The 12332-nt window shown below is 41.7% G+C and carries 11 protein-coding genes; 6 read left to right on the top strand and 5 right to left on the bottom strand.

Going from position 1 to position 12332, the window contains the following annotated elements; all coding sequences use genetic code 11:
* Positions 1-195: 195 nt before the first annotated feature.
* The 6 genes from QNI22_RS32145 to QNI22_RS32170 all read left to right on the top strand — a co-directional run bounded on the left by QNI22_RS32145 (position 196) and on the right by QNI22_RS32170 (position 5914).
* The gene (locus QNI22_RS32145; RefSeq protein ID WP_314517378.1) at positions 196-1146 is read left to right on the top strand and encodes a polysaccharide deacetylase family protein; all 951 of its coding nucleotides are present in this window, start codon (positions 196-198) and stop codon (positions 1144-1146) included.
* Between the two features lie 67 nt (positions 1147-1213).
* Positions 1214-1564, top strand: a complete 351-nt coding sequence (locus QNI22_RS32150; protein WP_314517380.1) for an Imm51 family immunity protein — start codon at positions 1214-1216, stop codon at positions 1562-1564.
* A gap of 105 nt (positions 1565-1669) precedes the next feature.
* Complete coding sequence (locus tag QNI22_RS32155) at positions 1670-2818, top strand: Gfo/Idh/MocA family protein (RefSeq protein WP_313983735.1); 1149 nt, start codon at positions 1670-1672, stop codon at positions 2816-2818.
* An 87-nt stretch (positions 2819-2905) separates the two neighbouring features.
* Positions 2906-3829: a sugar phosphate isomerase/epimerase family protein gene (locus QNI22_RS32160; RefSeq protein WP_314517382.1), complete on the top strand. Its 924-nt coding sequence runs from the start codon at positions 2906-2908 to the stop codon at positions 3827-3829.
* A gap of 282 nt (positions 3830-4111) precedes the next feature.
* Positions 4112-5242 (top strand): tRNA guanosine(34) transglycosylase Tgt, encoded by a 1131-nt coding sequence (gene tgt / locus QNI22_RS32165; RefSeq protein WP_314517384.1) that lies wholly within the window; start codon positions 4112-4114, stop codon positions 5240-5242.
* A gap of 30 nt (positions 5243-5272) precedes the next feature.
* Complete coding sequence (locus tag QNI22_RS32170) at positions 5273-5914, top strand: NUDIX hydrolase (RefSeq protein WP_314517386.1); 642 nt, start codon at positions 5273-5275, stop codon at positions 5912-5914.
* A 716-nt stretch (positions 5915-6630) separates the two neighbouring features.
* Here the strand turns inward: QNI22_RS32170 and QNI22_RS32175 are convergent.
* From QNI22_RS32175 to QNI22_RS32195, 5 genes are all read right to left on the bottom strand, one after another.
* The gene (locus QNI22_RS32175) at positions 6631-6993 is read right to left on the bottom strand and encodes a CoA-binding protein (protein ID WP_314001949.1); all 363 of its coding nucleotides are present in this window, start codon (positions 6991-6993) and stop codon (positions 6631-6633) included.
* A gap of 83 nt (positions 6994-7076) precedes the next feature.
* Positions 7077-8744: a hypothetical protein gene (locus QNI22_RS32180; RefSeq protein ID WP_314517388.1), complete on the bottom strand. Its 1668-nt coding sequence runs from the start codon at positions 8742-8744 to the stop codon at positions 7077-7079.
* A gap of 37 nt (positions 8745-8781) precedes the next feature.
* Positions 8782-9558, bottom strand: a complete 777-nt coding sequence (locus QNI22_RS32185; RefSeq protein WP_314517390.1) for an ABC transporter ATP-binding protein — start codon at positions 9556-9558, stop codon at positions 8782-8784.
* Between the two features lie 225 nt (positions 9559-9783).
* On the bottom strand, positions 9784-10635 hold the full coding sequence (locus QNI22_RS32190) for an RpnC/YadD family protein (RefSeq protein ID WP_314517391.1): 852 nt from the start codon (positions 10633-10635) through the stop codon (positions 9784-9786).
* 250 nt (positions 10636-10885) lie between these two features.
* The gene (locus tag QNI22_RS32195) at positions 10886-12043 is read right to left on the bottom strand and encodes a Gfo/Idh/MocA family protein (protein ID WP_314517392.1); all 1158 of its coding nucleotides are present in this window, start codon (positions 12041-12043) and stop codon (positions 10886-10888) included.
* Positions 12044-12332 lie beyond the last annotated feature (289 nt).

Genomic DNA, 12332 nt, shown 5'->3' on the forward strand with positions numbered 1-12332 from the left:
TTTTCAAGTCCACCCTTTGTGAATCCGGCCTCAAACACTACTTTTGATAAATAATAAGACTGTTTCAAGATACAAGTGAAGATTTTGTAGGGTAACAGGCCATCGGTAATAGTAAACGTATCCAAGGGCATTCATCTAAAACGAACTAAACGTAAAAGACATATTTATTACTGACTAGCCCACTCATTCAAAAGGATGAAAAAACAAGTCATTATTGGAATGCTGCTTTTATTGGTTGCATGCAAGGCAACCAATCCTTCACACACTGCTGGTTCGGATATTTCTTCTGCTCAGAAACCTACCATTTCGTTTACCTTCGATGATGGCAATACGGCTGATATGCCTGGATACACTCTTGAGGTATGGAATGCACTATTACTTAAAAGCCTTCAGAAACACAATCTGAAAGCCATTCTCTTTTCGTCCGGAGCCAATAAGACAGACCAAAAAGGCAAGTATGTCCTCCAGAGCTGGAATGATGCAGGCCATTGGATTGCCAATCACACATTTACACATCCCAACTTTAACAGTAACAAGACAACACTGGAAAATTTTGAGTGGGAACTTATGATGAATGATTCCATCATAAAAACCTACTCAAACTATCTTCCCTTATTTCGTTTTCCCTACCTGAAAGAAGGCAATACAGCAGAGAAAGTAAATGGATTCCGATTGTTTATGAAGGAAAAGGGATACCGCAACGGCTATGTAACCATTGACGCTTCTGACTGGTATGTCGATAGTCGCCTACGGGAACGGTTGAAACAGAATACAAAAGCCAACGTAGAAGCCTTCAAAACATTTTATCTCGAACACCTCTATGATCGTGCTCAATACTATGAGTCTTTATCTTATCAGTTAACGAACCGTCATATTAATCATACGATTTTACTGCATCATAATCTAGCAGCTGCCTTGTTTCTGGATGATCTGATTCAGTACTTTAAAGATAAGGGTTGGAATGTCATGGATGCGGAAAAAGCTTATGCAGATGCCATTTATCAGAAACAACCTACCAACATCCCAGCAGGAGAAAGCCTGATATGGGCTCTGGCAAAGGAATCCGGAAAGTTCGAATCTATTCTCCGCTATCCGGCTGAAGACAGTGAGTATGAAAAAGATAAAATGGATAAGCTGGGTTTGTAATTGGAAATGGTAGATAAATTAATATCAATCAACTAACACTACTTAGTAGTATACATTATATAATTATATGGAATCAGAGCATGAGTTATTTCCATGTGTTTTACATTATTACGAAGATACTTATTCTATTGAACTATCATCAACAGATACACATTTCTTCTTTGATCTGTTGGAAGAGTATGAATTATATGGAAATGGACCTTGCTGGGAAGGGTTGATCGAACAAATTCTGGAGCGGGATATGCCTGATATACTACCCCTGGTCGACTTTGATTCTGAGGCAGATGCTTGCTTACTTATCCTCCCATCAGAGGAAATTCAACATAAAATAGCCAATCACTTGCATGTCATTTTTACAAATGAGACACGCTTTCGGGAGTATCTGCAGTCCATAGACAAAGATCGTATAGACGCCTGATGGTAAGCAAGAAAAATCCAGTAGTTAGTAGTTAAAATAACCAAGCAGTTAATTTTTATTTATATCTATTCTATACCCTAAACATCCAAAACCTAACTTTCTTTCATGGAAAAAATTAAAGTTGCTGTTGCTGGTACAGGTTTTATTGGTCCTGCCCACATTGAGGCACTTCGCCGCTTACCGAATGTTGAAGTTGTAGGCTTAGCAGAAGCCAATGCCGAACTTGCCAAAACCAAAGCAGATCAGTTGGGTATTCCTCGTTCGTATGGAGATTTTCAGGAAGTGGTAAATGATCCTGACATCAATTGTGTACACATCTGTACGCCCAACTTCCTTCACTATCCGATGTCTAAAGCTGCTTTGCTGGCTGGCAAAAACGTAGTGTGCGAAAAACCTCTGGCAACCAGTACCAAAGAAGCAGAAGAGTTAGTGCAGATAGCTCGTGAAAAGGGTGTGGTAAATGCGCTTCACTTTAATGTACGCTATTATCCGCTGGTGCGTCAGATGAAGACCATGCGTGAAAAAGGAGATCTGGGTGATATTTTCTCTATCACAGGTTCGTATCTTCAGGACTGGCTGTTTCTGAATACAGACTACAACTGGCGTTTGGAACCAGATAAGTCTGGAGAATCCCGTGCTATTGCAGATATCGGCTCTCACCTGATGGACCTGATTGAATATGTAACCGGACTGCATGTAACCGAAGTACTGGCTGACTTCTCTACGGTTCACAAAACTCGTATGAAGCCGCTGAAACCTGTAGAAACGTATTCGGGTAAAATGCTGACCCCGGAAGACTATCAGGAAGTAGCCATCAACACGGAAGACCATGCAAACGTATTGTTACGTTTTGACAATGGCAACAAAGGAGTAATTACAGTAAGCCAGGTAGCCGCAGGACGCAAAAACCGCCTGAATGTAGAGATCTCCGGCTCCAAACAAAATCTGGAGTGGTGTTCTGAAAAGCCAAACGAACTGTGGATCGGTAAACGCGAAACAGCCAACCAGTCTCTGATGCGTGACCCTTCTCTGGTATACAAAGAAGCCGCTCAGATTATCTCCTATCCAGGTGGACACAACGAAGGCTTTGCAGATTGTTCGAAACAACTGTTCAAAGAAGTATACGCGGCTGTAGCACAAGGTAAACAGCCTGAAAATCCATTATTCCCTACATTTGCCGATGGATTACGCGAACTGGTTCTTTGTGATAAAATGATTGAAAGTCACAAAAAACAGGCTTGGGTTAAAATTTAAGTTAGTTTATATGTAGTTTGATGGCTGAACCGTTGAATAACTTTTATTCAATGTTTCAGCCATTCTCATTTCAAATCACTTATCACTATGTTAAAGTTAGGTTTTGTAAGCGCCATTCTTGCTGATAACTCATTCAATGAAGTTATAGACTTTGCAGCTGCCAATCGGTTTGCCTGTGTGGAAGTTATGTGCTGGCCGAGAGACAACTCTGACACCCGCCGGTATGCAGGTGTATCTCATATTGATGTCAATGCACTGGATGCGACTGCTATTTCACAGATCCAGCAGAAATGCAAAGAATCAGGTGTGTTTATCTCTGGACTAGGCTACTATCCCAATCCATTGGATCCAGACACAGCAAAAGCTGAGTTTTACAGAGAACACATCAAACAGATAATCCGGGGAGCAGCCAAGTTAGGCATTCCGGTAGTGAATACGTTTATCGGACGTGATCCTCAAAAGAGCATAGCAGATAATCTGAAAACGTTTGCTGAAGTATGGCCTGCTATTATCAAGGTTGCCGAGGAGAACAATATCAAAATTGGTATTGAAAACTGTCCGATGTTTTTCACCAATGACGAATGGCCTGGAGGGAAAAATCTGGCTACTACTCCTGCTATATGGGATCGCATGTTTGAAATCATTCCTAGTGAGGCATTGGGCCTTAACTACGATCCATCCCATATGATCTGGCAGATGATGGATGAAACCCGCCCTATTTATGATTACAAACATCGTCTGCATCACATTCACCTGAAAGACGCAAAGCTGTATCGTGACAAACTGAATCGGGTAGGTATTATGGCAAATCCACTGGAATACCACTCACCTAAACTACCCGGTCTGGGTGATGTAAACTGGCGTGGATTCTTTGCAGCACTGACCGATGTGCGCTACCGGGGACCCGTCTGTATCGAAGTGGAAGACAAAGCTTATGAAGGCTCTGACGAAGATGTGAAAGAAGCCATCCTGACAAGCCGCAACTATCTGAGTCAGTTTTTAGTGTTGTAGTTTAGTACTGTAGACTATGCGCGTCAAGATTAATTTATAAAACTTCTTCATGTCCTCCTGAAAGGAACTTTTGACAAATAGAGCCATGATTGGTTTCTGGAAGAATTACTCTCTAGTCGGAAAGGCCGCCGGTCTTGCCACGAGATCCTTCCAAGAGGACATGAAGGGGGTATTTCTACAAAACTTGAAAGACATTTTTTCTACTCTTGTCACTCCCATTCCCACTACTCTAGGATATGCCTCTAAAAGATGCTATTTTTGCACTCTTTTTAAGGATTTTACATGAAGTTTGATATACAAGCAACCGATTCCCAGAGCAATGCCCGTGCAGGAGAGATTACCACTGATCATGGCATTATTCAAACCCCTATCTTTATGCCTGTAGGAACTGTGGGTTCTGTGAAGGCAGTACACCAGCGGGAACTGGAAAACGACATTAAGGCTCAGATTATTCTGGGCAACACCTACCATTTGTATTTACGTCCCGGATTAAACGTACTTCAGAAAGCAGGAGGTTTGCATAAGTTTAATGGCTGGAATCATCCTATTCTGACAGACAGCGGAGGATATCAGGTTTATTCCCTGGCCAATACCCGTAAAATCAAGGAAGAGGGCGTTACCTTCCGTAGTCACATAGATGGCTCCAAACATATCTTTAGTCCGGAATATGTAATGGATATTCAGCGTATTATTGGGGCTGATATCATTATGGCGTTTGACGAATGTACTCCCTACCCTTGCGAATATGGTTATGCCCGCAAGAGTCTGGATATGACTCATCGCTGGCTACGTCGCTGTTGTGACCGTTTTGATAGTATAGAAGGGTTATATGGCTATCAACAGACATTATTTCCGATTGTGCAGGGTAGTGTATACAAAGACCTTCGAAAGCAGTCTGCCGAGGTAATTGCCTCCTTTGAACGGGAAGGGAATGCCATTGGAGGATTGTCTGTAGGAGAGCCTGCCGAGATGATGTACGAAATGACCGAACTGGTATGTAACATTCTACCTAAGGACAAACCACGTTACCTGATGGGAGTAGGTACACCTGCCAACATCCTGGAAAGCATTGCATTAGGAGTAGACATGTTTGACTGTGTAATGCCGACCCGAAACGCCCGACACGGTTTGTTATTTACCACACAAGGAGTCATCAATATCAAGAATGAAAAGTGGAAAGATGATTTCTCTCCCATTGATGAAACACTCGGAGGATATGTAAGTACATTTCACAGCAAGGCCTATCTACGACATTTATTGATCAGTCAGGAATACCTGGCAGCCCAGATTGCCAGTGTACACAACCTCACGTTTTATCTGTGGCTGGTAGGTCAGGCACGTGAGAAGATTAAAGAAGGAACCTTCACTGAATGGAAAAACCAGATGGTAAAGCAGGTTTCTCAGAGGTTATAATAAACATCTTTATCTATCAGAAAACAATCAGTGATACAATATACATACTCTCAACTAGCTGATCATCTGCATGAACGCCTGACAGATGTATTACCAGGCGAAGCTGCACAGCAAAAGATGGCAAGCTCTCTGCGAAATGCGGGTCAGCTCAACTTTAAAACTGACGGGAAAACACGTCAGGGGGCAGTGTGTATATTGTTTTATCAGAAGCAGGGTATATGGCATCTGCCACTGATTGTAAGGCCGGAATATGATGGTACACACAGTGGACAGGTAGCTTTTCCAGGAGGAAAAGTAGAAGAAACCGATCCTACCTATGTAGCAACAGCCTTGCGGGAAATGCACGAAGAGATAGGTGTGCCTACTGACTCGGTGCAGATACTTGGTGCATTAACTCCCTTGCTGGTAATAGCCAGCAACTTTATGGTACATCCGTTTGTTGGCATTACTTCCCAAGCCCCTGTGTTTATACCTGATCCACGAGAAGTAGCTAAAATTATTGAAGTACCTCTCCCTGATCTGTTGGATGACACCCGCCGCTCTGCCAAAGAAATACAGGTACGGGGATTTTCTCTCTGGGCTCCGTATTTCGATCTGGAAGGGCAAACCGTGTGGGGTGCCACAGCCATGATGCTCAGCGAACTGATTGAAGTTTTAAAGAAAGATACATGAGTTATCGCGAAGACCAATGACTATACTTTTAAAAAGAGTAAAAACGACGATTAATTTTTAAGAAATCTCTTTTCCTTGATTAGTTTATAGTCACTTACTTTTCTCTTCCTGTGGCTCCTTCATTTTTTGCTTGCCCAAAAAACGAAGCAAAAAAGGGCACTTTTTGCCGAACCTCCCACTCACAAAGCCAGGGGCTTTCCTCGCGGCAAAAAGATTGCCAACGCACAGCTACAACGGTTCGCGATTTAAGGAATCTTTACTCTCTTTGTAGCCTCTAAAAGTTGCTCCTAGACTATTTATTGGCTATTCCTTATAAATTAGTACATGATACAAAGAAAATAATGTTCACTTCAATAGTGTAGGGTGGTGTAGGTGCGTGAGGATAAAAATTCCGCGGGCCTAGCGTTGGCCCTGCGGGGCGAAGCTTTGGAATTTTTTGCCCTTTTTTGCTCACGCAAAAATCTGGCTCACCAAATTCTCATTTGGTGCCCTGTTTTTTGCGTGAGCAAAAAATGAAGAAGCCACAGGAAGAGAAAAGTAAGTGACTATAAACTAATCAAGGAAAAGACAAGCAAAAATTGAAGAGCCCTGTAGAAGAACACTGAAAGGGACAATAAACAAACTCAGGAAGGAAGATTTCTCAAATAACTAAACAGAGCCTACACACTTCTCAAAAAGTATAGGCTCTGATCTCACATCCAAACTATATAAATACCCTAAAACTGTCCTGTAGCAAGCATTACCAGTGTACAACCCTGCACCGTCTCAATGCCCTGCTGTCGGGCTTTCTGGGCAAATTCCGGATTCTCTGTTCCTGGATTGAAAATAATCCGCTTAGGTTTTAGTCGCAGCAGATAATCATACAAAGGTGGCTGGTTGCGTGTGCCCACATATAAGGTAACCGTATCGATGGAGTCCAGATCCGGCTCTCCACGTTGGATAGCAGCACCTGCTACCTGTCCTGTCTTTAATCCCAGCAACTCAATTGGATGGCCATATTCATTCAACATGGTTGCGGCTTTGTAAGCATATCGGGTAGGATTGTCTGAAGCACCTACCACCAAGGTACGTTTTTTCATAACTTCCAGTTTATTTATCAAAAAGACCCAGATTGAGTCTTTTGCTGTTGTAACATGATAACATAAAAGTCAGGCCATCTGGTTCAGTCTATCACAGACGCCCGTATCTGGTTCCAGGTGGTCTGACTATACAATCGTAGAAAATAAAATACTGTACCACCTACAACGGCTATAGCAATCCAGATACCAGTCGGAAAACGAGCTAATCCATAGTGGGCAAATCCTATCATGGTACTTACCATCATCATTAATAAGGCAACACCAATACTCGAAGCCTGTTGTGCCTCAGCAGGAGCCTGTGAGAAAGGAAACCGCTTTGGAGAGATCAATGCAAAAATGCAGATAAACAGCATGTTATTGAATAACGCCAGAATTACATTGGCCAGTGCATCTACTCCCCAAAACCAGAAGATAGCGGCGATCAGGAATGCATAAACCGGAAGAATAAACTTGATGAATACAGCTTTTAGCGCACCAGATAGAATATACCCTGGCGGGTCAGCAGGTACAGAGCCATAAAACCAGGTGGCTTTATAATCATCCGAGAACTGGATGTTTGTATAAAAGGCGTTGATAGCAAATGACATGGCATATAAAATCAGAATGTATTGCCAGTCGCTTTGCCCTAGTTGTTGCCCTCTCAGAAATACAAAAATAGTAGGAATCATTACACCCAGTGTCGGATAGGTTCGCATCTTGAACTTCTGATCCCGACTGGTAATTTTCCAGGTAAGTTCAAAACCCATTTTCTCCAGCGGATGGCGGGTAAAGATTGCTGATAGTCTCTCAGAAAGAGGCTTTTTACTTCTATCCTCTGTTGTACCTGTTTCGTTTTTATCACCAGAAGCGTCATTCATCTCCAGCAATTTCCGGCTAAAGCTTTTAGAGACAGCACTATTCATCAGGTAAATAATTCCTATAGGTAAAGCAACAGCCAGCAAAGTGAAAACAATATAGGGAGTCTCAAAACGCCTGCTGACAAATGCCTCCATAATCCCTCCCATCCAGAAAGGCGGTACCAGATATTGCCACCACACAACTTCCAGAGAGATACTCTGCAACATCTCTACTTTGATAAGCCGGGGTAGTATCTGATAGCCAGACACAAAGACCATAGTAAAGCCAATTTGCACATAAGCAATAATCTGCTTTAAACGAGCTTCACTGGTAAACCGTATTAACAACACATACAGCAGATTGGTCAGAAACACGGCAAATAAAGCAGACAGAATTACCAACACCACAAACAGAAGCAAGGCACCCAATCCATATTTAATTCCCACAAAAACAATAGGTAGCAATGCCACTGAGAAAGTAAGTGTAAGCACATACACTACCACATGGATCAATCGTGCCATCCACACAGTACGACTATCCACAGGACGAGGCGACAGAATAGCATAATCGGTGGTATCCATTACTACTGAGGCAAAGTCTGTAATCAATGTCATAATTGTCATTACCATAATATAGGCAAACACAATGGTGGTAGCCCAGTATACATTAGGCATGGCAAAAATGAGGCTTCCTACCAGGCCACCCAATATAGCATACATAAAAATGGCTATCCAGTACTGATACTTCGTATTAGCATCTGACTTACTGGGCTGATTTGCAAAAGCTGCTGGTTTACGACGTTTGTCCATCAGCAGCTTTATCTCCAGAATGGCCCGCAACTGGCTATAGTCAATGTGTAAAGATTGAAATACGCCCTTTAACAGATCCAGAATAAACAGTACAATTTTACTCATGTTTTAATGTGATTTGTTGATAGAAAAACATCTCATATTACCCGCGCAGTGCCTCTATAAACTCACCTGCCTGAGACTGATGGGCATGATTGCCGGTAAGTTCTGTGAAAATCTGCTCCAGAGATTCCGTTTTTTCCCGTTCCTGTAATTCGGCAAAGGTGCCATCGGCAATAATCTTTCCCTGATGCAGAATCATAATCCGGTGAGCAAACTTCTCTACCACATCCATGATATGCGAACTGTAAAACAACGTTTTGCCCTCTAATGCCAGCTTGGAGAGAATTTCTTTTACCAGAATCACTGCATTGGCATCCAATCCGGAGAGAGGTTCATCCAAAAAAATAATATCCGGATTATGCAGTAAACCTGCAATAAGCAACACCTTTTGTCGCATACCTTTGGAGAAGGCTGTCATGCGGGTATCGGCTTTAGCCTGAAGATCAAAGATACGCAACAGATCCAGTGACTTTTTCTCAATTCGTGCAGACTCCATCTTATGAAGCAACCCTATAAAACGCAGGTATTCTATAGGTGTAAGCGTATCATATAGCAGGGCGTTCTCAGGGATATATCCAATACGTCTTTTTACTTCAATAGGGTCTTTGCGTACATCCATCCCCATAATCTGTACCTCTCCTGTAAAATCGGTAATCATACCCGACAACACTTTGATGGTTGTGCTTTTTCCAGCTCCATTCGGTCCCAGATACCCAATGATCTGACCAGGAGTAATTGTAAAATTGATATCATTCAACACCGGCTTTTCATAACTCTTTGACAGGTGCGAAACAGTAATGACAGGTTCTGTATACATACGATTGCAGGTTAGGTAATAACAAATGTGTTTAGGACACACGTCTGAATTTATGAGCCTCTTTCCGGAAAGTAACCTTTTAACCAAAGGTATTTAACTTTAGTAAAACAAAAAACCGATACAATGACTTGTATCGGTGTGGCCTATTATAATTATAGCATGTTCCATAAACTTGGCATGAACGAATATCCAAGCCAGGTTTATCTTTCTTTTATAAAGAAAAATCTATTGATTCAGGTTTTTACGCAGATCTTCAACAAACTCTTCGGTTACCTCAAAATAAGAAGCCAGCTGTTGAGTGGTTAATACGCCATCTTTCAGGAATTTCAAAATCGTCTCACGTTTATTTTGCTCAATACCTTCAAGTTTCCCTTCCAAACGACCTTTCTCTTCTCCTTTTAGTTGGCCTTTCTTAAACAGAAAGTCATCTTCTTCTTTGATATACTGAGAAATAGATTCTATCATGATTTCTACAAAGGGTGTTAGTTTACGCAAGTTAGCTAATACGCGTAATTGTTGCAAGTGCTTATCCCGCTCAAGTTTATTACTTGATGTCTGGTTTAATCGTTGCACAATCAGACTAGCCGCAGTTTCAGGGGTGGTAGTACCAAAGTTAGCCAATACAGCAAAAACCACTTCGTCACCTTTATCAGAAGAGAGAAATAACTCATAACTAATCGTAGAAAATTGGACCAGATAAAAGGAAAACATAAGATTTTCCTTTTCAATCTTCGTTTGCATCCTAGGCTCCTGATCTGAAAGAAAAATCACATACTGTTTGACTGGTAGCTTGTATTTTCGCCAGAGTACTCCTATATATTCCAGCATCCGATAGATCATTTCTTCTTCATCTATCAACTGAAACTCCAGTTGCAGTAAAAACGTATCTCCTTGTTTGTCAGTGATTTTGAGTAGTTGATCAGGCTTTCGTTCCACAGTTCGTTGCAACTCTTGTGGCAGTCTTTCATAAGATGCAATCTGAATCTGAAGCACTTTTTCAATAAGTGCCAGAGTAACAGACTCCAGATTTTCTTTAAATATTTTATCATATAGATTGCCTTCTTTTTTGGTGCTCATACAAGGATAAAAAAGTGAACAGAGCGCGAAAGTAACCAATAAATCGTCAAAATAAAGAAGCCAATCTGGTAATAAAAACGAAAAGGAGTATTCCACAAACGTTGGAACACTCCTTTTCCAAACAACATAGATGGAGGTATAAAAATGACAGCATTGATTACTGTCTACTCTTAAAATAATTTTACGCCATTCTGAAAGCTATAGTCTCAAATTAAAATTTATTCAAGCTACTTTATATTAAGCGACCAAATTACTCCAGCATTTTAGTCCACTTCTCATTGCTCTGGTTGGACTTTATTACAGTGTCAATAAACAACATACCACGCAAACCTGCTTCCAGCCCAGGGAAATCCAGGTACGCTGGATCAGGTGTCTCGCCTTTCAGACGGCTACGCAGTGTTTTGGCAAAATTGCGGTATAGAATCGCAAATGCTTCGATATAGCCTTCAGGGTGCCCTGCCGGGATGCGGGTACTGATTTTAGAGGCATTGGATAGTTCACCCACTCCTGTACGCAGCAGTTGTTTAGGCTTGCCAGGTTGTGTATATTCCAATGTATTAGGCTCCATCTGATGCCACCACAGTCCACCCACTTCTCCGTAGATACGGATGTTAAAATTATTCTCCTCTCCTACTGAGATCTGGCTGGAATGCAGGACTCCTTTTGCTCCATTTTCAAAATGCAGTAAAAGATTGGCATCATCTTCCAGCTTACGTCCCTCTACAAAGGTAGTCAGGTCAGCACAGATTTCAGTTACTTTCAGACCCGTGATGTATTCGGCCAGGTTAAAGGCGTGAGTACCAATATCTCCAATACAACCTGCAGCTCCTGATCGTGCAGGGTCTGTACGCCATTCCGCCTGTTTGTTGCCACTAGCCTCAACAAGTACATTGAGCCAGCCTTGTGGATACTCTACGACTACTTTACGTATCTTGCCTAACTTGCCTGATGCAATAATGCTACGGGCTTCTTTTACCATTGGATAGCCAGTATAGTTATGTGTCAGACAAAACAGCAAGCCTGACTTCTCAATTACCTCTTTCAGCTCTTTTGCTTCTTCTGTATTTAAGGTCATGGGTTTGTCCAGCACTACATGGAACCCGTTTTCCAATGCCATCTTAGCCGGGCCAAAGTGCATATGGTTAGGCGTTACAATGGCCACAAAGTCCATCCGCTGGCCTTCTGGCAATTTCTTTTCTTCCAGAATCATCGTACGATAATCCGGATATACCCGCTCTTCCGGTAGGTATAACATTTCACCTGACTGCCTGGAACGTTCAGGATCACTACTGAAGGCACCACATACAAGTTCTATTTCGTTATCTATGGCAGCAGCCATACGGTGTACGGCTCCGATAAAAGCTCCGATTCCCCCTCCTACCATTCCCATTCGCATCTTTCTATTCATGAGTATTGACTAGGTTAACGTTAACAAAGGATATATGATCTGTAAACAGTAAAAATCGCAAATGGAGCAAATGACCTGGCTGCTATCATCTACTATTTCTGGTATTTCTCTTTTTTGCAATTATAAATGAGATAAGTGAAAAAAGAAACCAAAGCGGGAAGCAAGTTTTGTTTTTCCTAAAAACATCTTTAGCCAATTTAGTTAGTATACATTTTAATAGAACACCCTGTATTTCAATGTACACATATATAAAAACCTTGATAAAACACTCTATCCTCAGATAAAACAA

Origin of the sequence: Xanthocytophaga agilis (genome assembly GCF_030068605.1) — a bacterium.
In the GTDB taxonomy this organism is placed as follows: Bacteria; Bacteroidota; Bacteroidia; order Cytophagales; family 172606-1; genus Xanthocytophaga; species Xanthocytophaga agilis.

Bases quoted from the DNA above. Each gene is read 5' to 3' on its own strand.
- QNI22_RS32155 (WP_313983735.1), top strand. From the start codon at position 1,670: ATGGAAAAAATTAAAGTTGCTGTTGCTGGTACAGGTTTTATTGGTCCT.
- QNI22_RS32190 (WP_314517391.1), bottom strand. From the start codon at position 10,635: ATGAGCACCAAAAAAGAAGGCAATCTATATGATAAAATATTTAAAGAA.
- QNI22_RS32145 (WP_314517378.1), top strand. From the start codon at position 196: ATGAAAAAACAAGTCATTATTGGAATGCTGCTTTTATTGGTTGCATGC.
- QNI22_RS32195 (WP_314517392.1), bottom strand. From the start codon at position 12,043: ATGAATAGAAAGATGCGAATGGGAATGGTAGGAGGGGGAATCGGAGCT.
- QNI22_RS32185 (WP_314517390.1), bottom strand. From the start codon at position 9,558: ATGTATACAGAACCTGTCATTACTGTTTCGCACCTGTCAAAGAGTTAT.
- QNI22_RS32160 (WP_314517382.1), top strand. From the start codon at position 2,906: ATGTTAAAGTTAGGTTTTGTAAGCGCCATTCTTGCTGATAACTCATTC.
- QNI22_RS32175 (WP_314001949.1), bottom strand. From the start codon at position 6,993: ATGAAAAAACGTACCTTGGTGGTAGGTGCTTCAGACAATCCTACCCGA.
- tgt (WP_314517384.1), top strand. From the start codon at position 4,112: ATGAAGTTTGATATACAAGCAACCGATTCCCAGAGCAATGCCCGTGCA.
- QNI22_RS32180 (WP_314517388.1), bottom strand. From the start codon at position 8,744: ATGAGTAAAATTGTACTGTTTATTCTGGATCTGTTAAAGGGCGTATTT.
- QNI22_RS32150 (WP_314517380.1), top strand. From the start codon at position 1,214: ATGGAATCAGAGCATGAGTTATTTCCATGTGTTTTACATTATTACGAA.